This window comes from Streptomyces sp. NPDC057486 (assembly GCF_042802415.1).
Lineage (GTDB): Bacteria > Actinomycetota > Actinomycetes > Streptomycetales > Streptomycetaceae > Streptomyces > Streptomyces yanii.
In genome coordinates, this window is record NZ_JBHVEE010000054.1 from 1 (window position 1) to 26,647 (window position 26,647).

17 protein-coding genes are annotated in these 26,647 nt (G+C 71.6%); 6 read left to right on the forward strand and 11 right to left on the reverse strand.

What is annotated here, in order from left to right:
- Positions 1 to 114 precede the first annotated feature (114 nt).
- The gene (gene lon, locus ACFU6I_RS24340) at positions 115 to 2,535 is read right to left on the reverse strand and encodes an endopeptidase La (RefSeq protein WP_384370464.1); all 2,421 of its coding nucleotides are present in this window, start codon (positions 2,533 to 2,535) and stop codon (positions 115 to 117) included.
- A gap of 260 nt (positions 2,536 to 2,795) precedes the next feature.
- Complete coding sequence (locus tag ACFU6I_RS24345; protein ID WP_384370467.1) at positions 2,796 to 3,773, reverse strand: rhomboid-like protein; 978 nt, start codon at positions 3,771 to 3,773, stop codon at positions 2,796 to 2,798.
- 187 nt (positions 3,774 to 3,960) lie between these two features.
- Between ACFU6I_RS24345 and ACFU6I_RS24350 the strand changes: the two genes are divergently transcribed.
- The 5 genes from ACFU6I_RS24350 to ACFU6I_RS24370 all read left to right on the forward strand — a co-directional run bounded on the left by ACFU6I_RS24350 (position 3,961) and on the right by ACFU6I_RS24370 (position 11,522).
- Entirely contained in the window at positions 3,961 to 4,398 is a 438-nt protein-coding gene (locus tag ACFU6I_RS24350) for a hypothetical protein (RefSeq protein ID WP_384370470.1), read from the forward strand.
- 292 nt (positions 4,399 to 4,690) lie between these two features.
- The gene (locus ACFU6I_RS24355; RefSeq protein WP_384042544.1) at positions 4,691 to 5,383 is read left to right on the forward strand and encodes a spermidine synthase; all 693 of its coding nucleotides are present in this window, start codon (positions 4,691 to 4,693) and stop codon (positions 5,381 to 5,383) included.
- 235 nt (positions 5,384 to 5,618) lie between these two features.
- Positions 5,619 to 6,356 (forward strand): response regulator transcription factor, encoded by a 738-nt coding sequence (locus ACFU6I_RS24360; RefSeq protein WP_384370473.1) that lies wholly within the window; start codon positions 5,619 to 5,621, stop codon positions 6,354 to 6,356.
- The gene (locus ACFU6I_RS24365) at positions 6,353 to 7,429 is read left to right on the forward strand and encodes an ATP-binding protein (RefSeq protein WP_384370477.1); all 1,077 of its coding nucleotides are present in this window, start codon (positions 6,353 to 6,355) and stop codon (positions 7,427 to 7,429) included. Before ACFU6I_RS24360 ends, ACFU6I_RS24365 begins: the two co-directional genes overlap by 4 nt.
- Before the next feature lie 259 nt (positions 7,430 to 7,688).
- On the forward strand, positions 7,689 to 11,522 hold the full coding sequence (locus tag ACFU6I_RS24370; RefSeq protein ID WP_384370480.1) for a multifunctional oxoglutarate decarboxylase/oxoglutarate dehydrogenase thiamine pyrophosphate-binding subunit/dihydrolipoyllysine-residue succinyltransferase subunit: 3,834 nt from the start codon (positions 7,689 to 7,691) through the stop codon (positions 11,520 to 11,522).
- An 88-nt stretch (positions 11,523 to 11,610) separates the two neighbouring features.
- Here ACFU6I_RS24370 and fxsT read toward each other — a convergent pair whose 3' ends face one another.
- The 8 genes from fxsT to ACFU6I_RS24410 form a co-directional block, all read right to left on the reverse strand.
- Positions 11,611 to 14,607 (reverse strand): FxSxx-COOH system tetratricopeptide repeat protein, encoded by a 2,997-nt coding sequence (fxsT, locus tag ACFU6I_RS24375; protein WP_384370483.1) that lies wholly within the window; start codon positions 14,605 to 14,607, stop codon positions 11,611 to 11,613.
- 102 nt (positions 14,608 to 14,709) lie between these two features.
- The gene (locus ACFU6I_RS24380; RefSeq protein ID WP_384370486.1) at positions 14,710 to 16,101 is read right to left on the reverse strand and encodes an aKG-HExxH-type peptide beta-hydroxylase; all 1,392 of its coding nucleotides are present in this window, start codon (positions 16,099 to 16,101) and stop codon (positions 14,710 to 14,712) included.
- Complete coding sequence (locus tag ACFU6I_RS24385) at positions 16,098 to 17,321, reverse strand: FxsB family cyclophane-forming radical SAM/SPASM peptide maturase (RefSeq protein ID WP_384370489.1); 1,224 nt, start codon at positions 17,319 to 17,321, stop codon at positions 16,098 to 16,100. Before ACFU6I_RS24385 ends, ACFU6I_RS24380 begins: the two co-directional genes overlap by 4 nt.
- A 218-nt stretch (positions 17,322 to 17,539) precedes the next feature.
- Entirely contained in the window at positions 17,540 to 17,743 is a 204-nt protein-coding gene (gene fxsA, locus ACFU6I_RS24390) for an FxSxx-COOH cyclophane-containing RiPP peptide (RefSeq protein ID WP_384370492.1), read from the reverse strand.
- 212 nt (positions 17,744 to 17,955) lie between these two features.
- The gene (locus ACFU6I_RS24395) at positions 17,956 to 21,399 is read right to left on the reverse strand and encodes an SAV_2336 N-terminal domain-related protein (RefSeq protein WP_384370496.1); all 3,444 of its coding nucleotides are present in this window, start codon (positions 21,397 to 21,399) and stop codon (positions 17,956 to 17,958) included.
- Between the two features lie 7 nt (positions 21,400 to 21,406).
- Positions 21,407 to 22,453, reverse strand: a complete 1,047-nt coding sequence (locus tag ACFU6I_RS24400; protein ID WP_384370499.1) for an AAA family ATPase — start codon at positions 22,451 to 22,453, stop codon at positions 21,407 to 21,409.
- 115 nt (positions 22,454 to 22,568) lie between these two features.
- On the reverse strand, positions 22,569 to 24,593 hold the full coding sequence (locus ACFU6I_RS24405; protein WP_384370502.1) for a trypsin-like peptidase domain-containing protein: 2,025 nt from the start codon (positions 24,591 to 24,593) through the stop codon (positions 22,569 to 22,571).
- Positions 24,594 to 24,649: 56 nt separating this feature from the next.
- On the reverse strand, positions 24,650 to 25,279 hold the full coding sequence (locus tag ACFU6I_RS24410; RefSeq protein ID WP_384370505.1) for a CU044_2847 family protein: 630 nt from the start codon (positions 25,277 to 25,279) through the stop codon (positions 24,650 to 24,652).
- A gap of 225 nt (positions 25,280 to 25,504) precedes the next feature.
- On the opposite strand from ACFU6I_RS24410, the gene ACFU6I_RS24415 reads away from it, so the two are divergent.
- On the forward strand, positions 25,505 to 25,684 hold the full coding sequence (locus tag ACFU6I_RS24415; RefSeq protein ID WP_023586593.1) for a DUF6104 family protein: 180 nt from the start codon (positions 25,505 to 25,507) through the stop codon (positions 25,682 to 25,684).
- A gap of 62 nt (positions 25,685 to 25,746) precedes the next feature.
- On the opposite strand, the gene ACFU6I_RS24420 is transcribed toward ACFU6I_RS24415, so the two are convergent.
- Positions 25,747 to 26,568, reverse strand: a complete 822-nt coding sequence (locus ACFU6I_RS24420) for a hypothetical protein (RefSeq protein ID WP_384370508.1) — start codon at positions 26,566 to 26,568, stop codon at positions 25,747 to 25,749.
- Positions 26,569 to 26,647: the final 79 nt, after the last annotated feature.

Sequence of the window (26,647 nt, forward strand, 5' to 3'; positions counted from 1 at the left end):
GGAACAGCACGTTCGCGCACCCGGACACGCGGAACGGCCCGCGCCCCCCTTCCGGGTGGCGCGGGCCGTCCGACCGGCCGCGCACGTCATGCCACGCCCGTCACACCATGGCGCTCACGCCGCGGCCGGGATCCTCTCCTCCGCCCCGGCCGTGGCCGGGGCGAGGGCGATCTCCAGCACCTGTCGGACATCCGTCACCGGGTGGACCTCCAGCTTCTCCAGGACCTCGGCCGGGACGTCGTCCAGATCGGCCTCGTTCCGCTTGGGGATCACCACGGTGGTGATACCGGCCCGGTGGGCGGCCAGCAGCTTCTGCTTCAGCCCGCCGATCGGCAGCACCCGTCCCGTCAGCGACACCTCACCGGTCATCGCCACGTCCGTACGGACCAGCCGTCCGGAGAGCAGCGAGGCCAGCGCCGTCGTCATCGTGATACCGGCACTCGGACCGTCCTTGGGCACCGCGCCCGCCGGGAAGTGGATGTGCGCTCCCCGGTCCTTGAGGTCGGCGACGGGCAGTTCCAGCTCGGCGCCGTGCGAGCGCAGGAAGCTCAGCGCGATCTGCGCCGACTCCTTCATGACGTCGCCGAGCTGACCGGTGAGGGTCAGTCCGGCCGCGCCGGTCTCCGGGTCGGCCAGCGACGCCTCGACGAACAGCACGTCACCGCCGGCGCCGGTCACCGCCAGTCCGGTCGCCACGCCCGGCACCGCGGTCCGGCGCTCGGCCGGGTCCTGGGCGGACTCGGGGACGTGGTGCGGCCGTCCGACGAGACCCCGCAGGTCCTCGTCGGTGACGGTGAACGGGAGCTCCCGGTCGCCCAGTTCGTGCTGGGCCGCGACCTTGCGGAGCAGCCGGGCGACGGCCCGCTCCAGATTGCGTACGCCCGCCTCACGGGTGTACTCGCCGGCCAGCTTGCGCAGCGCCGACTCGTCGAGCGTCACCTCACCCTTCTCCAGACCGGCCCGCTCCAGCTGGCGCGGGAGCAGGTGGTCGCGGGCGATGACGACCTTCTCGTCCTCGGTGTAGCCGTCGAGCCTCACCAGCTCCATGCGGTCGAGCAGCGCCTCCGGGATCGCTTCCAGGACATTGGCGGTGGCCAGGAAGACGACGTCGCTGAGGTCGAGTTCGACCTCCAGGTAGTGGTCGCGGAAGGTGTGGTTCTGGGCCGGGTCGAGCACTTCGAGGAGCGCCGCGGCCGGGTCGCCGCGGAAGTCGGAGCCGACCTTGTCGATCTCGTCGAGCAGGACGACCGGGTTCATGGAACCGGCCTCCTTGATGGCGCGGACGATGCGTCCGGGGAGCGCACCGACGTACGTGCGCCGGTGGCCCCGGATCTCCGCCTCGTCCCGCACACCGCCGAGCGCGACGCGGACGAACTTGCGGCCCATGGCGTGCGCGACGCTCTCACCGAGGGACGTCTTGCCGACGCCGGGCGGTCCGACGAGGGCCAGCACCGCACCGCCCCGACGCCCGCCCACGACCCCGAGGCCGCGTGCGGCGCGGCGCTTGCGCACCGCGAGGTACTCGGTGATCCGCTCCTTCACGTCCTCCAGGCCCGCGTGCTCGGCGTCGAGGATCTCCTTGGCGGCGCGGATGTCGTACGCGTCCTCGGTCCGTTCGGTCCACGGCAGTTCGAGGACGGTGTCCAGCCAGGTCCGGATCCAGGAGCCCTCGGGGCTCTGGTCGGACGAGCGCTCCAGCTTGTCGACCTCCTTGAGCGCGGCCTCACGGACGTGCTCGGGAAGATCGGCGGACTCGACGCGCGCCCGGTAGTCGTCGGACTCGTCCTCCGCGTCGCCGTTGAGCTCGGACAGCTCCTTGCGTACGGCTTCCAGCTGGCGCCGCAGCAGGAACTCGCGCTGCTGCTTGTCGACGCCCTCCTGGACGTCCTTGGCGATGGACTCGGCGACGTCCTGTTCGGCGAGGTGTTCGCCGAGCCACTGGATGGCGAGCTTCAGCCGGGCGACCGCGTCGGCGGTCTCCAGGAGCTGCACCTTCTGGGCGGTGGTGAGGAACGGCGAGTAACCGGAGTTGTCCGCGAGTGCGGAGATGTCGTCGATCTGCTGGACCCGGTCCACGACCTGCCAGGCGCCGCGCTTCTTCAGCCAGCTGGTGGCGAGGGCCTTGTACTCCTTGACCAGCTCGGCGGCGGCGCCGGGGAGCGGCTCGGGAACCGAGACGTCCACGCGGGTTCCCTCGACCCAGAGCGCGGCCCCGGGTCCGGTGGTTCCGGCACCGATCCTCACGCGGTCACGGCCGCGGATGAGGGCGCCCGGATCCCCGTCGGAGAGCCGGCCGACCTGCTCGACGGTACCGAGTACACCGGTCCCGGTGTAGGTCCCGTCGATCCGCGGCACCAGCAGCACCTCGGGCTTGCCACCACCCGGACGGGCGGCGGCCTGGGCAGCCTCGACGGCGGCCCGGACATCGGTGTCGGACAGGTCCAGAGGAACCACCATTCCGGGCAGCACGACCTCGTCGTCGAGCGGCAGCACAGGCAAGGTGAGCGGAGTGACCGCATTGGACTCAGTAGCCATGATCTCCCCTTCGGCAGTCAAGTTGAGCTATGCAGACTCAATGCTCCTGAGCGTCCGTATGTTCCCGAGGTTGTGTTCGCTCTCAGCGATCTTCTTCCACCAGCCCGTCACCTGCGAAAACCACTCGGCAGCCGCGGCGCGGACCCGGCACGGTGCCCGAATGGCCGACAGCGGCCGGCGAGGATCTCCCGGCGGCAAAGGAGCGGCCGACGACGGGACGATCCGACGTGGAGGCTCGCTGAGCCGCCTGCCGGCGACGTTCACCCCAGTGGTCGAAGCGGCCCGTGCCCTCGCCGACGCATTCGACGCCACGCAACCGCGCAGCGCCTGCCTCTACGGCAGCATTCCGCGCGGCACGGCCATTCCCGGTGTCTCCGATCCGGACCCACTGCTCGCCCTGCGCGCCGGACCCACCGAGGCCGACCGGGCCACGGCCCGGTCCGTCGAGGCCGTCGAGGGCGGCCCGATCGACGGCGGGAAGGCCCCGCGCCCATGACCGCACCGACCAGACCCTCGCGCCGGTGCAGAAGTGGCCAGCAGGCCACCCCGAGCAGCAGGGCGAGCGGATGCCCCCAGCCGGTGAGCGGATCGGTGAACACGAGCAGATCGTGCGCCAGCATCACCCCGACGCCGCCCAGCACCAGGGCACGGACCAGCGGGGTGAGCAGTCCGGCGAGCGCGCCGACGCTCGCCATCAGACCGAAGCTGATGCCGTAGTCGAGCCGGTGCAGCGAGGTCTCCGGCAGATGGCCGACCACCACGGAGATCCCGACCGGGATCTCCGTGGCGAGCGTCGCCACCACATGCCCGAGCAGGAAGACCCCGGCGGTGCGCCACCCGCCGATGCGCCGCTCCAGTGCGGTCAGGACGAGGGCGAAGCCGAGAGCGTACGGAGAGGTGAACCCGCCCGTGATCCACAGGGCGCTGGCGACGAGAACGAGCAACGGCGTCCGCGTGAGATGCGAGACGTCGGTGCTCGATCCGCGCAGCACGGCGGAGACGGTGTCCGGATCGGCGTACACGGTGAACAGGGACGTCGCGACGAGCACCAGCAGATAGCAGAAGGTGAACGGTGTCCCGGCAGGCGTCGGCAGCAGCCTCCACAACCGGGACCGGGCGGGCGGGTCGACCGGCGGTACGGGGGCCGTCGGCTCCGTACCGCGCTGCCCCGGGACGGCATCGAGCAGCGGGACCGTGTCACTTCGTACCTGTGCTGCCCCGTGCGTACTCCCGTGCACCCCGCCGGACTCCCTTTTCTCACGCCCCCCGGTTCTCTCACGCCCCCGAAGAACAACACCCGACCCTCCGCAATCATGTCCGCACCGTCCATGGCGCATGCCACACGGTGAACCGGCGAGGGGCCGCGTCCCGACAGAGGGGATGTGAGGCTGATGCGCCCCTCGGAACTGGATGTATTCGTCCCGGGTGCGGTGGTTCGCCCCGGTCATGGTGGCCCGGCTGGACGGGGTCCCCGACGCACCGACCCGGTACGTGGAGAACGGCGCACGCCCCGACGGCGGCGACGTACCGCTGTCGCGCCCGACGCTCGGCTGGGACGTCGTGCGCAACAAGCTGCTCGATCCCCGTGCGTACGCGCAGGGCGCCGCCGCCAACCTGATGCAGCGGGGCTGCCCGCCGGAGGGGACCGGAAAAGAGAGCAAGGAATACCGGCGCAGGCACCGCACCGACTCCGCGGTACAGGAGCGGCGGGTTCCCGAGAGCGACCCCGCCGTCCGGAACCCGCAGGTCAAGGAACCACCTGGGCCGTCTCGAAGCCATGCCGGACACCGGTCGCAGGGCCTGGCTCGGCCGCTGCCCGGCTTCCCGGGAGAGCTGCGACCTGGCTGGGCCGGCTGCCGATGACGGTCCACGGCGGCGCCGTCCACCTGACGGCGCCCCGCACCCCGGGTGGCGCGGCCGCCGTCCGGGCCTGGCCGATGCAGCCGGGGCCGCAGGGGGCGGCGGTGGCGGTGGCGGTGGCGGCGTACGTGGCAGGCGGGGCGCTCCTCGTGGTGCGCGGCGCACGGCCGGAGCCCGTGCGACCAAGCCTTTCGCCTCTCCGCGCCCCGTGCCGATCCGGCAATTCGCTGGTCCCGGCCGCGCGACCGGGCAAGGATGGCAGGGACTCACCCACCCTCCACCGGAGACCGAGGACATGCCCACCGCCGACCGCCACACCGCCCACAGCCCCGTCACGCTCGACCGCCGCGAAGGACCGTACGGGGAGGTCGTCCTGCGGGAGCGGGGTGACGACTTCGAGATCATCGCCAACGGCTGCTTCCTGATGGACACCGCGGACGGTCGCTCCGAGCGGCTGCTGATCGACGCGGCGCTGGCCGCACTGCCCGCCGGACGGCCGGACCCGGCGGTGCTGATCGGCGGTCTCGGGGTCGGCTTCTCCCTCTCCCACGCCGCAGCCGAACCGCGCTGGGGGCGGATCGCGGTCGTCGAGCGGGAGCAGGCGATCATCGACTGGCACCGGGGCGGTCCGCTGGCCCGGATCACCGGTGCCGCGCTCGCCGATCCGCGGACCGAGATCCTGGCGACGGATCTGGTCGCGTACCTCCGCACGACTACGGACCGTTACGACGCACTGTGCCTGGACATCGACAACGGACCGGACTGGACCGTCACCGACGACAACACCAGCCTGTACTCGCCGGCCGGTCTCGCCGACTGCCGGGAGCGGCTGAATCCGGGCGGGGTACTCGCGGTCTGGTCCGCGCAGCCGTCCGCCGACTTCGAACAGGCCTTGCGGAATGCCGGATTCAGCGGGGTAAGGACGGAAGAGGTGCATGTTGCCCGAGGTGTGCCCGACGTGGTTCATCTCGCACTTCGGAGCGCCTGAGGCCCCCCACCGGGTATGCGCGACCCCCCGGACGCCCGGGGCCAAGCGCCACAAGGCAGACACTCCGCCTCCTCCTCGCGTCCAACCCGTTCCCGTGCCGTTGCACCCTGCGTAGCCGGGAGCCGTCCGGTGGCTTTACGCTGCTGAGCGGCAAACGGGATCACCCACGAAATTCACAAGCGAAGACCGTGCGTCCGGGGGAATGGCCCCCGCGAGAACGGGCAGGGGCGGGGCGATGGAACAGACACACACCACCCACAACGGTGTCGCGGCCACCCCGGGCGCGCAGCGCCGGGTGCTGGTGGTCGAGGACGACGCGACGATCGTCGATGCCATCTCCGCCCGCCTGCGGGCCGAGGGCTTCCTGGTGCAGACCGCGCTCGACGGCCCCGCGGCCGTCGAGGCGGCCGAGTCCTGGCAGCCCGATCTGATGGTGCTCGACATCATGCTGCCGGGCTTCGACGGTCTGGAGGTGTGCCGCCGGGTACAGGCCACACGGCCGGTGCCCGTGCTGATGCTGACCGCCCGGGACGACGAGACCGACATGCTGGTCGGCCTCGGTGTCGGCGCGGACGACTACATGACCAAGCCGTTCTCGATGCGCGAACTGGCGGCCCGGGTGCATGTCCTGCTGCGCCGGGTGGAGCGTGCCGCACTGGCTGCGGTGACGCCGCGCAGCGGCATCCTGCGCCTCGGCGAGCTGGAGATCGACCACGCGCAGCGCCGGGTGCGGGTGCGCGCCGAGGACGTCCACCTCACGCCGACCGAGTTCGATCTGCTGGTCTGCCTGGCCGGCACACCGCGTGCGGTGCTCTCCCGGGAGCAGTTGCTCGCGGAGGTCTGGGACTGGGCGGACGCCTCGGGCACCCGCACCGTCGACAGCCACATCAAGGCGCTGCGCCGGAAGATCGGTGCGGAGCGCATCCGTACCGTGCACGGCGTCGGTTACGCCCTGGAGACACCGGCGCCATGACCCGGCCCGGCTCCCGACTGCGTCCTTTCTCGGTCAAGGCCAAGCTGGGCACGCTGGTCGTGGTCTCGGTGTTCATCACGACCGGGCTTTTGATGGTGGCGGTGCGCACCAGGACCGAGCTGCGGTTCATCACGGTGTTCTCGGTGATCGCGACGCTGCTGATCACGCAGTTCGTGGCGCACGGTCTGACGGCGCCACTGGACGAGATGACGAAGGTCGCCCGGTCGATCTCGCACGGCGACTACACCAGACGTGTGAGGGGCGCCGGCCGGCGTGACGAGCTCGGCGACCTGGCGCAGACGATCAATCTCATGGCGGACGATCTGGAGGCCGTGGACCGGCACCGCAAGGAGCTGGTGGCCAATGTCTCGCACGAGCTGCGGACGCCGATCGCGGCGCTGAGAGCAGTGCTGGAGAACGTCGTGGACGGGGTCTCCGCGGCCGATCCGGAGACGATGCGCACGGCGCTCAAACAGACGGAGCGGCTCGGCGGGCTGGTGGAGACGCTGCTGGACCTCTCCCGGCTGGACCACGGGGTGGTCACCCTGAAGGCCCGGCGCTTCGAGGTGTGGCCGTATCTCTCGGGTGTGCTGAAGGAAGCGAACCTGGCCGCCTCGCACCGCCGGCTGTCCTCCGGCTCCGGGAACCACAGCCGCAAGGACGTACATCTGCATCTGGATGTGTCGCCGCCCGAGCTGACCGCGCACGCGGACGCGGAGCGGCTCCACCAGGTGGTGGCCAATCTGATCGACAACGCCGTCAAGCACAGCCCGCCGCACGGCCGGGTCACGGTGCGGGCGCGGCGGGGCGTGCAGCCGGAGTCGCTGGATCTGGAGGTTCTGGACGAGGGTCCGGGCATCCCCGAGTCCGAGCGGCACCGGGTCTTCGAGCGCTTCAACCGTGGCGAGGTGCCGTCCCCGCACGGTCCGGGCAGCGACGGCGGTACGGGTCTGGGGCTCGCGATCGCCCGCTGGGCGGTGGATCTGCACGGCGGCCGCATCGGAGTGGCTGAATCGGCCCGCGGCTGCCGGATCCAAGTCACTCTTCCGGGAATCCCTCAACCACGCAGTTGACATAGGGTTCGAACCGGAAGGGCACGTTCTACGTGTCGTCCCACGAGGGGATACGGTCCACGTGGCCGTAGCCACGGCCTCGCGTACCCGGACTGAAGCGGAACCTGGCTTGTTTCCCGCCATTTCCTGCGCCGAAACCCGCTCTTTGATGTGACTTGCACGACGAAGACCGGCCCGGTCTGCATGGAACGGTCAAGGAGGCGTAGCCTTGATTTCCGCTGTCCATCACCTTGTGAAGCGGAAGAGGGCGGTTGCCGCCGTGTCGTCTCAGTCCCCCAGTAACTCAAGCATCTCGACCGACCAAGCCAGCCCGGGCACGAGCCCGGCTGCAGCTTTCGGCCCCAATGAGTGGCTCGTCGACGAGATCTACCAGCAGTACCTCCAGGATCCCAATTCGGTCGATCGCGCCTGGTGGGACTTCTTCGCCGACTACAAGCCGGGTACGTCCGGCACGGCGGACAAGCCCGTTCCCGGCGCCGCAGCCGCGGGGGCTGCGGTGGCCCCGGCCGCCACCGCACCGGCCCCGACCGCGCCTGCCGCTCCGGCGCAGGTCCCGGCCGCCGCCCCGGCGAAGCCTGCGGCTGCCGCTCCGGCCGCTGCCCCGGTGGCCCCGGCCGCTCCGGCCGCACCCGCCGCTCCGGCCGCACCCGCCGCTCCGGCTGCGCCCGCCGTTCCGGCCGCGAAGGCCGCCGCGCCCGCGAAGGCGGCCCCGGCCACTGCCGCCGAGGGCCCCGAGTACGTGACGCTGCGCGGCCCGTCCGCCGCCGTGGCGAAGAACATGAACGCCTCCCTGGAACTGCCGACGGCCACGTCCGTCCGCGCCGTTCCGGTGAAGCTGCTCTTCGACAACCGCATCGTCATCAACAACCACCTCAAGCGCGCCCGCGGCGGGAAGATCTCCTTCACGCACCTCATCGGGTACGCGATGGTGCAGGCCCTCAAGGCCATGCCGTCGATGAACCACTCCTTCGCGGAGAAGGACGGCAAGCCGACCCTGGTCAAGCCGGAGCACGTCAACCTCGGTCTGGCCATCGACCTGGTGAAGCCGAGCGGCGACCGCCAGCTGGTCGTCGCGGCCATCAAGAAGGCCGAGACGCTCAACTTCTTCGAGTTCTGGCAGGCGTACGAGGACATCGTCCGCCGCGCCCGCATCGGCAAGCTCGGCATGGACGACTTCACCGGAGTCACCGCCTCGCTGACCAACCCCGGCGGCATCGGCACCGTCCACTCGGTGCCCCGCCTGATGCCCGGACAGGGCCTCATCATGGGTGTCGGCGCGATGGACTACCCGGCGGAGTTCCAGGGCACCTCCCAGGACACGCTGAACAAGCTGGGCATCTCGAAGGTCATGACCCTGACCTCGACGTACGACCACCGCGTCATCCAGGGCGCCGCCTCCGGCGAGTTCCTGCGGATCGTGTCCCAGCTCCTGCTCGGCGAGAACGAGTTCTACGACGAGATCTTCAAGGCGCTGCGCATCCCCTACGAGCCGGTCCGCTGGCTCAAGGACATCGACGCCTCGCACGACGACGACGTCACCAAGGCCGCGCGGGTCTTCGAGCTGATCCACTCCTACCGGGTCCGCGGCCACGTCATGGCCGACACCGACCCGCTGGAGTACCGCCAGCGCAAGCACCCCGACCTGGACATCACCGAGCACGGCCTCACCCTGTGGGACCTGGAGCGGGACTTCGCGGTCGGCGGTTTCGCCGGCAAGACGATGATGAAGCTCCGCGACATCCTCGGTGTGCTGCGTGAGTCGTACTGCCGCACCACCGGCATCGAGTTCATGCACATCCAGGACCCGAAGCAGCGCAAGTGGCTCCAGGACCGGGTGGAGCGTCCGCGCCCCAAGCCGGAGCGCGAGGAGCAGCTGCGGATCCTGCGCCGCCTCAACGCCGCCGAGGCGTTCGAGACGTTCCTGCAGACCAAGTACGTCGGCCAGAAGCGGTTCTCGCTGGAGGGCGGCGAGTCCGTCATCCCGCTGCTCGACGCGGTCATCGACTCCGCCGCCGAGGCCCGCCTCGACGAGGTCGTCATCGGCATGGCCCACCGCGGCCGTCTGAACGTCCTGGCGAACATCGTCGGCAAGTCGTACGCGCAGATCTTCCGGGAGTTCGAGGGCAACCTCGACCCGCGGTCGATGCACGGCTCCGGCGACGTCAAGTACCACCTCGGCGCCGAGGGCACCTTCACCGGTCTCGACGGCGAGCAGATCAAGGTCTCGCTGGCCGCCAACCCCTCGCACCTGGAGGCGGTCGACCCGGTCCTCGAGGGCATCGCCCGCGCCAAGCAGGACATCATCAACAAGGGCGGCACGGACTTCACGGTCCTGCCCGTCGCGCTCCACGGCGACGCGGCCTTCGCGGGCCAGGGCGTCGTCGCCGAGACGCTCAACATGTCGCAGCTGCGCGGCTACCGCACCGGCGGCACGGTGCACGTGGTGATCAACAACCAGGTCGGCTTCACCGCCGCCCCGGAGTCCTCCCGCTCCTCGATGTACGCCACCGACGTGGCGCGCATGATCGAGGCGCCGATCATCCACGTCAACGGCGACGACCCCGAGGCCGTCGTCCGTGTGGCCCGGTTGGCCTTCGAGTTCCGGCAGGCGTTCAACAAGGACGTCGTCATCGACCTCATCTGCTACCGCCGCCGCGGTCACAACGAGGGCGACAACCCGGAGTTCACCAACCCGCAGATGTACACCCTGATCGACAAGAAGCGCTCGGTGCGCAAGCTCTACACCGAGTCCCTCATCGGTCGCGGCGACATCACGCTGGAAGAGGCCGAGCAGGCGCTCCAGGACTTCCAGGGTCAGCTGGAGAAGGTCTTCGCGGAGGTTCGCGAAGCCACCTCGGCTCCGGCCCAGACCCATGTCCCGGAAGCGCAGCCCGAGTTCCCGGTCGCCGTCACCACCGCGGTCTCCTCGGAGGTCGTGAAGCGGATCGCCGAGTCCCAGGTCAACATCCCGGAGCGGATCACGGTCCACCCGCGCCTGATGCCGCAGATGCAGCGCCGTGCCGCCTCGGTGGAGAACGGCACGATCGACTGGGGCATGGGCGAGACCCTGGCCATCGGTTCGCTGCTGATGGAGGGCACCCCGGTCCGGCTCGCCGGCCAGGACACCCGCCGCGGCACCTTCGGCCAGCGCCACGCGGTCCTCGTCGACCAGGTGACCGGCGAGGACTACACCCCGCTGCTCTACCTCTCCGACGACCAGGCGCGCTACAACGTCTACGACTCGCTGCTCAGCGAGTACGCGGCGATGGGCTTCGAGTACGGCTACTCGCTGGCCCGCCCGGAGTCGCTGGTCATCTGGGAGGCCCAGTTCGGTGACTTCGTCAACGGCGCGCAGACCGTCGTCGACGAGTTCATCTCCTCGGCCGAGCAGAAGTGGGGCCAGACCTCGGGCGTCACGCTGCTCCTGCCGCACGGCTACGAGGGCCAGGGCCCGGACCACTCGTCCGCCCGCCCGGAGCGCTTCCTCCAGATGTGCGCGCAGAGCAACATGACGGTCGCCATGCCGACGCTCCCGTCGAACTACTTCCACCTCCTGCGGTGGCAGGTGCACAACCCGCACCACAAGCCGCTGGTCGTCTTCACCCCGAAGTCGATGCTCCGTCTCAAGGCGGCGGCGTCCAAGGCGGAGGAGTTCACCACCGGCGGCTTCCGCCCGGTGATCGGCGACGACTCGGTCGACCCGAACGCGGTCCGCAAGGTCGTCTTCTGCGCCGGCAAGGTCTACTACGACCTCGATGCCGAGCGCGAGAAGCGCGGCATCAAGGACACGGCCATCATCAGGCTGGAGCGTCTGTACCCGCTGCCGGGTGCCGAGCTGCAGGCCGAGATCGCCAAGTACCCGAACGCCGAGAAGTACCTCTGGGCCCAGGAGGAGCCGGCCAACCAGGGTGCCTGGCCGTTCATCGCCCTGAACCTGATCGACCACCTGGACCTGGCCGTCGGCGCCGACGTCCCGCACGGTGAGCGCCTGCGTCGCATCTCGCGGCCGCACAGCTCCTCCCCGGCGGTCGGCTCGGCCAAGCGCCACCAGGCCGAGCAGGCGCAGCTGGTCGCCGAGGTCTTCGAGGCCTGATCAGCGGCTGTACGCACGGAGGGCCCGGCCCCGCGATCACTCGCGGGGCCGGGCCCTCCGGCGTGTCGCCGTTGCTTCGGTGACCGGATCAGATGATCTGCGGCTCGAAGTCCCAGAACGGGCGGTTGCGGGACCGCGCCGAAACCGTGTGGACGTGCTGCGCTCCCAGCGTGGCGGCGAGGTCGCCCAACGCCTCGCTCTCGACCTTGTCGGCCCGTTGCCTCTCCCGCATGCCTCGCAGGTCCGCCGCGTGGGCGATCCGGGCGGAGAGCGTGAGCGGATGGGTCCGGCCGAGGGTCTCGATGGCCCGTGCGACGCAGGCGTCGGTCAGCGCGGCAGCTGATTCCGGGTCGCCGACCAGGTTGCGCAGTGCCGACGCGTTGATCGCGCAGCCCAGCGTCCATGGGTGGTTCTCGCCCACGGCCCGCGTCATCTGTTCGAGTGCTTCTTCGATGAGCAGGTGGGCCTGGTCCCGTTCGCCGACATTGCGCAGGATCAGCGCATGGTTGGCGCGGGTGCCGGCCACATACGGGTGGTCCTCGCCGAGCATCGTGGTGTATCCGTCGACGACGTACTCGCTTATGGTCCTGGCCTGGTCGACGTCGGCGTGCTCGCGCGCGAAGAAACTCTGGCTGGCCGCGAACATCAAGGTCAGCGGGTCGTCCTCACCGAGTACCCGCTCGCCGCGCTCGAGGATCCGGGTGAACGCCGACGCGGCCTTGCCACGTTCGCCGTTGCGGTAGCGGCAGAGCGCAAGGTTGTGTTCGGCAAGCAGCGTCTGGGGGTTGTCGTCGCCGAGAACGATGCGGTGCACCCTGGCGCTCTGCGCCTGGAGCGACTCGGCCTCGCTGTAGCGGCCGAGCAGCCGGAGATCCGTGGCGTAGTTGATCTCGGAGAGGAGGGTCCAGCTGTGCCGGGGCCGCAACAGCTGCCGCCGTGCCTCCAGAGTGCGCCGGTTGAGCTCCCGTGACTCTTCGTACCGGCCGAGCAGCCGCAGTGAAATGGCCAGATTGTTCTGGGCGTTGACGGTGCGGGAGTCCTGGTCCCCGAGCAGCTCGCGGTAGGTCTCGAGGATCCAGCCGGACATCTCCAGCGCCTCCTCGTAGCGGCCGAGACCCCGCAGGTCCGCAGCGAGGCCACTGGCGGCGCGCAGATGTTCGAGGTCCTGTCCCCCTCGCTCGGTGCGCAGATAGTCGACCACGGCCCGCTCCATGGCCTCGGTGCCCGCGTAGTCTCCGACGGCCCGCATCAGGTTGGCGTAGTTGTAACTGAGGTCCCAGAGCCTGGGGTGGGTCTCGCCCAGCAGCTCGCGCCACGCCGTCATGGCGCGGCCGCCGAGCTTGATGCCCGCCCGGTACTCGCCCGAGAAGTACATGTAACGCAGGCAGTTGAGGACCAGGGTGTGCACCGCCGGGTCGGTGCTCTCCAGGACGCCGGCCCACTTCAGATGAGGGGCGATCTCGGCGTACGCGGACCATTGCGTGGCGTCGATGGGCCGTCCTGGGTCGGCGGCTGCGAGAGCCCGGCGGACGACGTCGATGAATTCCTCGCGGTCCCGCTCCGGCATGTCCTTGCCCACGATCTGGTGAACCATGCGGTGCAGATAGAGCGACTCCCCCGAGGACGAGGCCTCCTCGTCCGCCGACTCGTGGGACTCCAGCCGGACCACGGAGTACTGCCGCAACTGGCCGATCGCCCTGTTCCAGAGCAGCGGGTCGTTCATCAGGCCGGTGAGCTGTTCCGGCAGCTCACCGGGCGGCATCTCCTTCAGCAGTCGCACGGGAATGGAGCCCGGCGCGAAGAAGCTGCACAGCCGCAGCAGGTCGATGGACTCGGGGACGGTCTCCTTGAGCTTGTTCAGCAGTATTGACCAGGCGGTCTGGAAGGCGATCGGGAAGTCCTTGGAGACCTTGACCACGTCCTGGTCGATGCCGCCCTGGAGCAGATCGATGTACTCCTCGATCGACATGTCGGAGTCGTTGAGCCAGCCCGCTGTCTGGTCGAGCAGCAGCGGGAGGTCCTCCAGCGCCTCGGCCAGCTGAGCGGCCTCGGTGTGCGTCAGCCGTGGGGCCCGGCGGCGGATGAAGGCAACCGATTCGTCCCGGCTGTAGATCGGCACCTCCAGCAGGTTGCTGTTGTGCTCGCCCCACTCCGGGTTGCGTGAAGTGATCAGAACATGTCCCGGACCGGTCGGCACGAGGTCCCAGATCTGTTCGGGATCGTCGGCTCCGTCGAGCACGAGGAGCCAGTGGGAGTACGGTTCGCCACGGCGCAGCGAGTCCCTGACCGCGCGGAGCCGTTCGCCGTACTCGGCGCCGGTGGGCAGGCCCAGTTCCGGGGCCAGTTCGGCCAGTTTCTGGCGGTAGAGGGCGCGGCGGTCGGCGGGCACCCACCACACGACGTCGTACTCGGAGCCGAACCGGTAGACGTACTCCGCAGCCAGCTGTGTCTTGCCGACGCCAGACATGCCGTGCAGCGTCACGACACCCGCGCCGGAGCCTGCCTCCTGCAGTGCGTGGTACGCGTCGTTGAGCAGCCCCTCACGACCGGTGAACCGGGTGTTGCGGCGCGGTACTCCGCCCCATACCTCGGGGGTGTCGGCCGGGAAGCGGAGGCCGGGCTTCGTTTCGGCGGACTGCGACAGCGGGGCGGCGGTGAGGTCGAGGCGGGCGAGCATGCGCCGCTCGGCCTCTTCCGCACCGACGTTGGTCAGGTCGGCCGCGGCGAAGACCGAGGTGGCGCCGGGCATGGCGGCGGCGGAGATGGAGACGGCTGCGAAGCGCTCGGCGTCGGGGGCGACCACCTCCCGCAGGGCCGTGTTCCACTCGCTGTGACTGCGGGGGCCCAGTTGGAAGTACCAGTCGCTGAGAATGACGAGGATGCGGCCGGGGGCGAGCATCAGGTCCTGCAGCGCGTCCTCCAGCGGCGTTTTGACCGGGGGGTCCCAGCGCTGGAACACGACCCGCACACCACGCCGTTCGAGACGGTCCCCGATCCAGGCCGCCCAGGCCCGGTTGAAGCCGGCGAAACTGATGGTGACGGTGGACGCCCCCGTTGCTCCAACTTGCTTACGCGCTACGGGCATTCAACCGTCTCCCTGCATCGAAATAAGCCCTATTAAAATACATCGGTGACCGGGTCGGACCTCACTTCTGAAGTCTGTCGCCGCTTGATCCACGGCACCCTGTCAGGCTCGCTGCGAATGGTTCCTCTGCTGCCATATCACCCTGGCCGTGGCCACGTACGCCCTCGCGCGAGCCACATGCCCCATTGGGGGCGGCCAATCCGCCAGACGGTGGTAGAGAGTGATCATTTCGTTGACGATCACCCGGCCTTCGGGGGTCAGGGCGCCGGATCCGGCGAGAACGGGCAGAACGGCGCCGACCTGCTCACGGCGGCGGGCGTGTTCGGACCACGCCAGATCCCGCTGGCTGAAGGTGGCACGTTCCGCGCCGAGCGCGAACCGCTGCCAGTAGTCGGCGAGCGCGATGTGCGAATAGGCCCCTTGGAGCAGCCCGTCGAAGGGCCGCGGATCGGGGCGCCAGGGTGCGAAGTGCCGGGGTGCGGCGTCCTCGTGGTGCAGGGGCAGGAGGGTGCTGAGCGCGGCCAGCTTGGTGTGCTGGAGCTCGTGCACGAGGGTCGAGGCGAAGTGGACGGCGTCTGTCGGCCTGCTGCTGAGGACGGCCCCGAACGCCTCGCGCCGGGTGCCGCTGCAGTGCGCCGCGCCCTCGCCGGAGGAGGCGGACCCGGGTGGCGGGGCAAGTGGCACCAGGCAGCGCAGCAGGGCGGCCGCCTCGGCCGACCGGTGCTCACCGCCGATCCGGAGCAGGTGCTCCACGCCCGACCAGGACGCGGCCCACGTCTTGCGCCCGTCGTCGTCGAGACGGGTCGTGCCGCTCAGCCCATGGCGCTCGAGACCGCCGCCCGCAGCGCGGTACGGGTCGAGATCGTCCAGCGGTACGGGGCTGCCGCCCGGCAGCAGGGCGGGCAGCGTGGGCACGGGCAGCCAGCGCGGGTCCAAGGAGCTCGCGACACCGGAATCGACCCGTACGAAGACTTCAGCCGAACGCCCTTGGCGGAGCCTCACCTCCTCGCCGTCCGCCAGGAGATCGACCGAGCCCGGGCCCAGGTGGGCAGCGCCGAGCAGCGGCAGATGCAGCACCGCGCCGCGTGCGGTGAGCCGGGTCGCGAAGGGCAGCCCGGCGCGGATTGCGGCCGCGGCGGCCAGCGCCCCCAAGTGGCCGAGATCGGACCGGAGTTCCGGGAGCGGCAGGCCGGCGGTGAGAGCGTTCAGGCAGCGCTCGGCCCAGGGGCCCACGAGCGGATAGTGCACCACGGAGCGTGCGGCGGCGCGGTCGGTGCGTTCGGCCGCCGCCAGCAGCGCCCAGTCCTCGTGGAGCCGGTCGAGCAGGTCCGGTGGGCAGACGGTCACGGAGGCGGCCGCCGCCGCGTCGAGCAGGGCACGAAGCAGGACGAGGCGTCGGGTGTCCTGGTCGCGGACGAGCAGTTCCAGGGCCTCGGCATCGCCTTCGGTGCGGCCGAGTTCGCGGAGCGCGCGAGGGGGGAGAGCGGTACTCATGGGGGGTCTCCTGCAGTCGCTTCGGCCAGCCGGGCCGCAACATGGCGGACCAGCCGGTCGAGGTCGGCGCAGTAGACGGAGGGGTTGGCGAAGCCGTGTCCTGCGCGGTAGCGGTGGGCGTAGTGGCCGCCGCCGCAGACCGTGAGCAGCGGGCACGAGCGGCAGACGGCGGCGAGCGCATCGGCGCCGGCCTGGCGGGCAGCGACGCCGGGGTGCCGCAGAGCGGCGTCGAAGGTGTGGTGGAAGACGTCGAGTCCGGTGACCGTGGCCCCGTCATAGGCGGACTTGAGGGAGTCGATCTGCTCGATCGAGCCGTCGGTCTCGACCACGACGGCATTGACCGGGTCGAGTCCGAGCGATTCGGTGGCGGCGGGCAGGCCGAGCAGCAGGGCGAGGCACTCCTCGAAGAGCCGGACCTTGGTCTCCCGTCGCCCGGCCGGCCACCAGCGGTCGAAAACGGTGCACAGCCAGTCGCCGTAGGGGGTGGGACGTCCGATTCCGCCGGGGTGCGCGGAGTGCGCCGGGTGCGTGGCAGGCAGGCCGGGCGGCGGGGCCGTCCAATTGCCGTGCGGCAGCAACAGATCCAGGGCCGGTGGGCGCAGGGCGAGCAGCGACTCGTACATCTCGACCGGGTCGGTCCGCGGGTCGACGACGGCGAGGATGCCCGCGTATGCCTCGGGATGCCCGTCGGCGAGCAATCGGGCGCCGCGCGACGCCGCCGGCCAGGAGGGGCGTCCCGCATGATCGGTGCGCAGGGTGTTGTGGGCGGGCAGACCACCGTCCAGGCTGATACCGACGCTGATGCGGTGGCGGGCCAATGTGGCGATACGCGCGTCGCTGAGCAGAGTGGCGTTGGTCTGGACAGTGACGCGTACGGTGCAGTCGGCCGGAGCCAGGTCACGCACCCGGTCGGCGAAGGCGGCCAGCAGTTCGGCCCCTGCGAGCAGGGGTTCGCCGCCGTGCAGCACGAGGGCGACCTCCCGCAGCCGGTGAGCCGCTGCATGTTCGCCGATGCGCGAGGCGGTGTGCTCCAGGACTGCGGGTGGGGCGGCGGACGGGCGGTCGCGCCAGGACCGGTCGGGGCCCTCGTACAGATAGCAGTAGCGGCAGGCCAGATTGCAGCGGCCGTGCACCTTGACGATGAACTGTCCGAAAGGGACGGGGGTGCGGCTCACAGGGCCGGTGTGCCACGGCACGCGAGGGGTCGCCTGTCGGGACAACCTGGCACCCCCTGTTGCACGGACCCTTGGGACAACTCCTGCGTACGGCCGCGTCGACGGCCCTCGGTGGCGGCCCGAAGCGAGTATGCCTGGCCCCCCGGGAGGGCAAACCCGGTCGGGCGGCGACGTCCGGTTCGGCGGAGTCCGGGGCCGAAACCGTGCGGTCGGCTCGGCTCCGGAAGCGATTCGGCGGCCGATCCGGATGACTCAGCGGTCGTTCACAACGCGCTGGTGAATCCCCACAGCATCTCCCGCGGCTGGTTCGCCCGGCCCCGCAGATCCGCGACCACGGCCGCGAGGACCGGATGGTCCAGCGTCCGCAGGGATTCCAGGTCGAGCCCCAGCAGATCCGGCAGTTCACCGCCGGGCCCGCCGTCGACTGCCGATCGGCTCGGCTCGTGCACCTCACGCGACTCGCCCATCACGCCTCCCCGTTCCCGTTACCTGCAGCGGGCTCGTGGTCGCGCACTCGCCGTTGAGCGCCCACCGCCGAACTCGCGTCCCTGCCCCGCGTACGTACCGCTGCCTCGCACCCCGCGCCCGGACGCCCAGGGCCGGACCTCCTGTACCGGGCGCCCCGGTTCAGGCAGCCCGGCGCACCCCGTCCGCCCGCCGAGCGCACTCCGTCGTGCGCTCACCGCTCCAGCTCGGCCAGCCGCTCGGCGGTCGACTCGCCCGCCGAGCCACCGCCGTTCGGCAGTTTGCGCCATTCGAGGCCGGCCGCCCGGTACGCCTCGCGCGCGGCCCGGGGACGCCCCGCCTTCTCATACGTCATACCCCGCCAGTGGTTGGCCATAGCACCCAACTCCACTGCCTCTTGCCCCTGTTGTGGACTCTCCAGCTCCGCTTCCGCCGTGCGGGCGGATTCGGCCGCGTCCCGGAACGCCTCGGCCGCGTCGTCGAGCCTGGCCGGCCGCTGCAGCACCCGTGAGGCATCGAGATGGGACCGGCCCAGCGCCAGCCAGCAGCGCGCCGCGGTCAGCGGATCGCGGGCCTCCTGCGCGGCGAGACCGAAGAGGTGCTCGGCCTCCCGCAGATCGACCCGGTCCTCGGTGGCCCGGTGGCGCAGCATCAGGGCCCGGCCGAGCATCAGCAGCCGCTCGGCCTGGCGCGCGCTGCCGGACGGCGTCTCCGTACGGCAGTCGCGCAGTACCCGCACCGCCGCGCCGATGTACTCGTGCCCGTCCGGAAGTTCGGCACGCCGCAACAGGGTCCCGCCCCATTCGGCGAGCAGATCCGCATGGGCCTGGGAGTCGCGCGGGACGCCACGGGAGGCACGTGCGAACCATTCGGCGGCCGCCACGAGTTCGTCCGGTGCGTCCAGCTGCTCGTAGCGGGCGACCCTGACCCGGCCCGCCCTGGTCTGGAGCGCGGCGCGCTGACGCTGTTCCCTCACGGTCACCAGTGCCTGGTCGATCAGGGTCGCCGCCTCGTCGGGTTCGCCGCCCGAGGCCAGCAGGGCGTCCACCAGGTCCAGCAGGATCCGTACCTCGCTGCCCAGGGTGTGCCGCCCGCCGCCCGCCCCGAACGCGGTGCGCAGCGAGCGGGCCGCCTGCCCCGCGTACACCCGTGCCTGTTCGGTGTCGACCGTCGCCCCGGCCAGTTTGAGCAGGGCCCGGCCATGCGCCAGTGGCAGCGCGGCCGGACGGTTCTCCTGGTCGGGCCAGACGTCGGCGAACGCCTCCAGCATTCCTGCCGCGGCCTGCAGCAGGGCGCTGTCGCCGCCGAGGCGCCACTGCGCCTCCAGGGCGCGTACCCGCTCCAGGGTGAGCCGCAGCGCCTCGCCCGGGTCGAGGCCGGGGGCCGCGCAGGCGACCGTGTACTCACGGTCGGCGCGTCGGAGCAGGGCCAGTGCGCCACGCCGGTCGCCGCGCCTGCGCCGGTCGTCGGCCGCGGCGTGCAGCACCTTGGCCAGCACGGCCCGTTCGCGTACCGCCCCGGGATGCGCGGCGGCCCGTTCCGCCGCGTTCTCGGCCTCGCGCAGAAGGCCGTCGCCGCCCTGGACCTCCCACAGCCGCAGCACACAGCGGGCGTACTCGGCCCACAGCTCGGGGTCGGCGCCCGGGTACTGCTCGCGCTCGGTCGCGCCCCGGAGCAGCTGAACGGCGTCGATCAGGTACTGCACCATGCTGTCCGAGTCGAACTGGCGCAGGAGTGCGCGGGCGCTCTCCACCGCCGCGTGTGTCGTCCGGTCGGGGGCGTCGCGGCCGCCCCGGTCGCCGTAGAGCGCGAACTGCTCGGGCAGGGGCATGAAGCGCTCCAGTACGCGCGCCGCGACCTCGGCGAAGGGATGGGGAACGCGCGACCCGCCGCTTCCGTCGCTCTCCCCGTTCTCGTCGCCCTCGTCGTTCTCCCCGATGCCGTCGCTCTGCGTGCGGCGGCCGAGGTCGGTGGCGTACGAGGAGGCGCGCCGGCCGTCCCCGAGCTGGGCGAACGCCAGCGCCGGGAAGTTCGGACCGCCCTTGCCGAACCGCTGCTCTATGTATTCCGAGCAGTGCTTGAGCACGAGCAGCGCCTCGTCCCGTCCGAGCGGTCCGAGCAGCGCCTCCTGGACGCCGGGCGCGAACTCGTACCACTGCCCGTCGCCCGCTCCGTCGCCCTTGCTCCGGGAGATCAGTCCGCTGAGCAGCACCTCGGCGAGTTCGGAGGGGCCGGAGTCGGGCAGCATCGTCCGCTGCACCAGCTGCATCACGGGCAGATAGAGCGGCGCCGCGGCGAGATAGACCGCGAGCTGCCCGGCCACCGGGGAGGCCGCCGAGCGGAAGCGGCTGACCAGCTGGAGCGAGGACAGCCGGTCGCCGGGGCGTGGTGCCGGCGCGGCGGGCTGGTCGGCCCTGACCCAGCCGACCGCCCCGGAGATCCGGCCGGCGCCGGTGCCGGAGAGCAGTCGCGCCCAGGCCGCGAGCGCGCCCGCCACGGGCGGGAGTACGGGGACGGCGAGGGCGCCGGGACGCGTGGTGGGTGCCCCGCCCGCCTCCTCGGTGACCTTCAGGACCGCGGCACCGGAGAGCCCTTCGCCACGGGAGAGCTCACCGTAGGTCACCGGCAGCCGGGTGCGGTTCCACATCCGCTGCGGCAGCGGCTGCAGTACGGCGGTGGGGGCCTGCCGGGCCAGCTGGTGGAGCAGCCGGTGGGCGCGCCCGCTGTGCCAGAGCGGTCCGGCACAGTCGCTGACCAGGACGGTGACGCGGCGACCGGTCGGATCACTGAGCCGGTCCGCGGAGTTCAGCGGGGCGGCGGCCGGATCGGGGCTGCGGCTGACCGCGCAGGAACCGTCGGGGCCACGGTGCAGATAGCGCACCTGGACATCCCGGAAGGCACCCAGCTGACCGAAGATCTGCTGGAGTTCGCCGAACATCCGGTCCCAGACACGCATCGACGAGGAGGCGTCCATGACGAACTGCAGCAGCGCGTCGGCGCGGGACACCCCGCGGAACACCGGGATGATCAACCCCCCTGCGCGGGCGCTCAGTTCGGCGGTGGCCGTCTCGTCCAGGGTGCGGCGCAGGGGTGGCGCGGCGGGGCGATAGCGCTGCAGGGGACGTAAGGCTCGCTGGATTTCAAGAGGTGCGGGCAGGGCGGGAGCGGCGGGCACGCCGAGGGTGAGGGTGGCGGCGCTGCCGCGCCCATGGCCGTGCGGCCCGCCCCCTTCGCGCTGCCCGTCGCGGTGCGGGGCGAAGTCCCCCGGCGGTACCGGATACAGAGCTATCCGGCGGTCTGCTGCCGCGGGATCCCCCTGCTCCGCGAGCTCGTCGTCGTCCGGTGCGGCGTCCGTGCCGCGGGCGCCCCCGGCCGTGGTGCGGGCGGACGGCGCGGCCGGTCCCGCGTCGGACAGCTCGGCGCGTGAGAACGGTACGGCGGGGCCGCCCTGCTCCTCAGCCCCTTCCGGCGTGTCGGCGCGACGGGTCCATCGGGCGAGCCAGAGGGCGTCGCAGAGCTGCTCCGCGTCGGGGTCGAGCCCGGCCTCGCGCAGCCGGGCGACGAGTGCGGGCAGCAGTCCTCCGTCGTACGGCTCGGGTTCCGCAGGGCGCCCTCCCCCTGCTCCGTCCGGGCCGTGGCGTGCCGTGGCGTCGGGCATCAGCTCATCACCTCGGCCGGTCGAGTCGCTGGATGAGCAGGTCGGCGAGCCGGTCCCGGCCGGCGGGGGCGGCCGCGTCGGTGAGATAGATGGCATTCAACAGCTGGTCGGTGGCCAGGAGTTCGCTCCGCGACCGCTCCAGGAAATGGGCGATGAGATCGTCCCCGGAGCGCGCCGCCTCGTCGCCGAGGTGGGCGCGGACGAAGGTGGCGAGCCGCTGGTGGTCGGGGCGTCCCAGCTCCAGGTGGATGCAGCGCCGCATCAGCGGGGCCGGGAAGTCGCGCTCGCCGTTGCTGGTGAGCACGACGAACGGGAACGCCCCGCACTGCACACGGCCGCCCTTGATCGTCACCTTGGTGCCGTCGTCGGTCAGCACCTCGGCCTCCCCGTCGGGCAGCCGGTCGGCGATCCGCTCGAGTTCGGGAATGCCGAACTCGCCCTCCTCCAGGACGTTGAGGAGGTCGTTCGGCAGATCGATGTCGCTCTTGTCGAGCTCGTCGATGAGCAGCACGCGGGGTCGGTCGGAGGGCAGCAGCGCGGTGCCGAGCGGGCCGAGCCGGATGTAGCTGCCGACGTTGTCCGCCGCGCCGGAGCCGGCCGCCCCGGCCGCCGCGCCGTGCGCGGCGATCTGGACGTCCTGCAGCCTGGCGATCGCGTCGTAGTGGTAGAGGCCGTCGAGGAGCGTGGACCGGCTCACGATGGGCCAGCGCAGGACCCGGCCGAGCCTGAGTTCATGGGCGACGGAGTGGGCCAGGGTGCTCTTTCCGGCGCCGGGGCTGCCGGTGACCAGCAGCGGGCGCCGCAGGTACAGCGCCGCGTTGATCATTTCGAGTTCTTCGGCGCCGGGCCGATGGAGTTCGGCGATGTGCCGGTGGCCACCGAGACGCCGGGTGGCGGACCCGTCCGCCCGGTCGCCCCCGGTACCGCCGTCGCCGGGGTCCGGGGCCTCGCGGGCAGCGAAGTCCCGCCAGGGCGGCGGGGACGGCAGCTGTGCGATGCCGTCGTGGGGTTCACCGGCCCCTCGGTAGATGAGCCACTCACTGGGTTCACTCATAGCGTGTTCCTCGTCGTCACTCGTCCGCCAGGTCGGGTGTGAGGGGCAGCAGCCGTCGAACGTGCCTCACGGTATCGATCCGTGAACTCCCCCGTAAGAGGCCGAACGGCGCTGTTCACGGCGCCTCCAGAAGCTGACCGGAACCGGGGAGCACATGGTGCGGATCGTCATAGAACAGAACGACGCCGTAGGACCAGAACGCATCGGCACGTTCCGCCTTCACGTCCCTTCGGAGCTCGTGGATCCGCTGCGGCAGCCGGTCGGCGGTGCGGGTCTCCGCGACGGTGTTGAGGGCGCGCCGATGGAATTCGGAGCAGACCCCGTCCGGTTCCCCGGTCCGCCGCCACAGGGCCACCCCGAAGCCGCCGTCGAGGATCCGCACCAGTCCGGCCGTGGTCTCGGGGTCCGGCCGGCCGCCGTACCGGCAGAGGACCGGCACGGTCTCGTACGCCAGGGTGTGCAGCCTCGCCACCCCTGGTACGCGTACCTCCATTCCGTCCTCGCAGTCGACGACTTCGGCCTGCACCGAGGAGTTCCGGGTGCCGTTCCAGCGGGCCCTGCGCAGTCTTTCCACGTCGTCGTCCGGCGGCTGCTCCCGCGCCGAGCGGCGGACGACGACCGGGCGTACGGCTCCGAGCGGCAGCCCGTCGGAGGTGACCTTCCAGTTGTCGACGTCCAGGCCGAGCAGCGCCGGTGGGACCGCGACCTGGAGCATGGCGGGGCTGTCGGGTTCGTCGCACCGCCGGAACGCCTCGGCGAGCGGGGCGGCCAGCCGGTCCGGGAGAGCCCCGGGCCCCGTGCCCTGGCTGTCCTCGGCGACGGGCAGGACCTCCCCGGTGCGGCGGGCGACGCCGATCCGCCAGTCGTAACGGTCCCGTTCCCAGCCCCGCGGTTCCAGTTCCAGCAGGACGAAGGCGCGTTCGCCGTACCGGGCCGGTTCGCCCCTCGGCTCGGGGTCCCGCCGGTGTTCCTGGTCCCGGCTCTGCCGGACGGCGCGCCAGTGCAGCACGAGTTCCTGCCGGAAGTCGCGGGACAGGTCCTCGTCGGCGATCCGTTTCACCCATTCCCACAGGGACTTCGTGGCGGCTCGGGTGGACGGCACGTCGTAGGGGCGGTCGGCGGCGAGGACGCCCATGCAGTAGCGCAGGATCAGTTCGAGTGCGGCGTCGCGGTCGCGGACGCGGGCGTCGTACAGCGCGCCGAGTCCGTCGCGCCAGCCGCGCGGCGCCGGACGGAGATCGCGCGCATGGACGTTCGGCAGGCCGTCGAGCAGCCGCAGCAGATTGCGGGTGCTGACCGGCGGCGGGAACTCGGCGAGCCTGCCCAGGAGGTCGATCCGCCGCTTGGGGCTGAGCACCCGGCCGGCCGGGCCTGGCAGCTCGCTCTGCACATCGGCCCAGGTCCGCTCGGTGGACGCGGGGCTGTTGTGCCGGTCGGCGTGGTAGCGGTCGTGGGCGTGGAAGACGGCCTGGTACGTGTCGTCCGTCTCGGTCTCCACGGGTCCGGCGGGCACGGTGAGGGAGCGGAGCCGCTCGATTCCGATGGCGGTGCCGCCCTGATGGCCGTCGAGCCGCGATTTGATCACGCCGACGACCTCGCCGCGGGTGACGTCCACGACGGGCCCGCCGGACATCCCGGGCGCCAGCCAGTCCTCGGCGAGCCGGATCTGCTGGTCGGCATCGGCCCAGCCGCCGAAGGTGCCCTTCACCTCGCAGTCGCCGCTGAGCGTCGTCAGCCCGCCGCCCGGGGAGGGCGCCCAGCCCACGACGCGGACCTTGCGGCCGCGGAGCATGGCCTCCGAGCGCTCGGTGACGTACACACAGGGGTGTTCGACGGGCCGCCGCAACTGGATGAGCGCGAGGTCGGGCGCGGGCCAGCCCTGAGCGCCGGCCTGCCGGGTCTCGGGCAGCGCGGCGAGCACCACACCGGGGACCTCGGTCAGCTCGGTGTCGTAGGGGTCGGCCCTGAACAGCACGTTCACCTCGCGCCCCTCCCCCTGCATGGCGACATGTGCGCACGTGAGGACCCAGCTCGGGGCGATGAAAAAGCCACTCCCCAGGAAGCCCGGGCCGGGTCCGTCAGTGGCATACCCGTCCCCCCGGCGATGGATGCGTACGGTGGCGTCCCGCACGAGGTCCATGAGCGCAGCCTCCTCCGGCCCCGGACCCCCTTCTGCGCCCCCGGCGGTCTCCTGCGTCATGACCCGCCGCCGTCGGCGGTCGCGGCACCGTCGGGGTGCGCCGGTGCGCCGGGGGATGCTCCGGCGGACGCATCGTCCGCGGATGCGGGGGCGTGCGACGGCGGGGACGCGGGGTCGCGCCCTGCGGGCCCCGTGGGGGCCGGTCGCGGCGGCGCCGGTGGTGCAGGCGGCGCGGAGGGCGCGGGCGGAGCGGTCGGGATGGGCGGCGTGGGTGGCGCGGCGGCCTGCGCGGGCACCTGCGGCGCGATCGGCGGGTCGACGGCCGGGCCGCCACCGCTCCAGGTGAGCGTGACCTTGATGGCGCCCTTGGCCTCCCCGTCCGCGAGGAGTCCGACCACCTTGCCCGCCTTGGCGGTGAGCTCGATGCCGAATTCGACGCTGACCTCGTCCGGCCGCACGGCCCGCAGCGGCTCGGCGAGCGACCGCGCGACGCTGGTCACCACCCCCTGCAGGCTCTCCACCCGGGCCTGCACCTGGTCGGCGAAGTCCGAGAAGCCGGTGTCCGTGTAGGACAGTCCGTTCCCGTCAGGCCGCCGTTCAAGTTCCTCGCTCCCGGAGATGCGTGCCCAGACCGGTGTACCGTCCGGCATCTCAATGCGTGTAATACGGGCCCCGCTGTCACTCATGACACCCCCCGTTCCCCGAACTCCCCGCAGGTTAACGGCAGTACGCGATCGATGCGATGCACATCCGTCAGGACGCCGGGGCCGGGTGCACCGGTTCTCGGGCGTGTCCCGGCCGGATCCCGTCGCTCCAGCCGAGGGTTCCCGCGCCCTCGTTCCCGGCCCCCCGGGGCTGTCACCAGGCATGAGGACCGCCCCCCAATTGCCGGTCGGTCTAAACTTGCGGCCATGTACTTCACCGACCGTGGCATCGAGGAGCTGGAGAAGCGGCGCGGCGAGGAAGAGGTCACTTTCGAGTGGCTCGCCGAGCAGCTGCGTACGTTCGTCGACCTCAACCCCGATTTCGAGGTCCCCGTCGAGCGCCTCGCCACCTGGCTGGCCCGGCTGGACGACGAGGACGAGGAATAGGGCCACGCCCCGGGGCGCGTCCGCCGGTTTCCGTCGGCCCGGATCAGCGCCTCCGTCCCGGATCAGCGCCCGTCGGCCCGGATCCGGTCGTACGCAAGACCGAGTGCCCCGTGCACGATCAGCAGCGCTCCCGCGAACGCCCACCCTCCTCTGCGGCGCCCGATCCCCCAGGTGACGAGCGGTACCCCCGCGGCGAGCTGGGCGGTGGCGAGCGCACGCGCCTTGGGGCCCCGCAGCCACGGGCCGAGTCTGCTGTTCTCGACCGCGTCGAGTTCGATCTTCACGGCGTCGCGCCAGCCCGCCCAGGCGATCCGCTCCGTTCCCGCCCTGCTGTCGGCCGAGGCGCGCAGCCGATCGGCGGGTTCGCCGGGATCGAGGCCGGCCGGGAGGATCAGTCCGATGCGGGTGAGCGCGGCGAGGAGGTCGCGCAGCCGGGTGCGGGCGTCCGCGTCGGGGTCCGGGCGGGTCAGCGTTTCGAGCCGCTGGATGCCCAGGACGGGGTCGAGGCCGAGCCGCGCGGCGAACGTATGCATCGCCTCCTCCTCACCCGCAGGTGTCCCGTCCGCCAGCCAGACGTATCCGACGGGCCGCCGGAAGCCCGACGCGAGCGTGTAGCCGGCCCGGGCGCCGTCCCACCACAGTGCGAGAACCGGCCAGATGGAGCCGACCGCGAGTGCGGTGGCCCAGCCGCCCACCACACTGTCGACCGGCTGATCCCCTTCTCCCCCGTCCCGCCAGGGCATTCCCTCCGGCACGAGGACGCTCCACCCGTCACCGGCGGGCGCGAGCAGCATCCGCTCGCGCAGCAGATGGGCCACCGGCCTCACGGAGTCGGGTTCGGCCCGGCACAGCAGCAGCGCACCCACGGGTGATGTCGCGTTCATGCCCCACACCGTAGGCCAATTTGCCCATATTTGGCGGCATTTGATCATCCCAGGTCGCCTCACCCTCCCTTGACTTCCC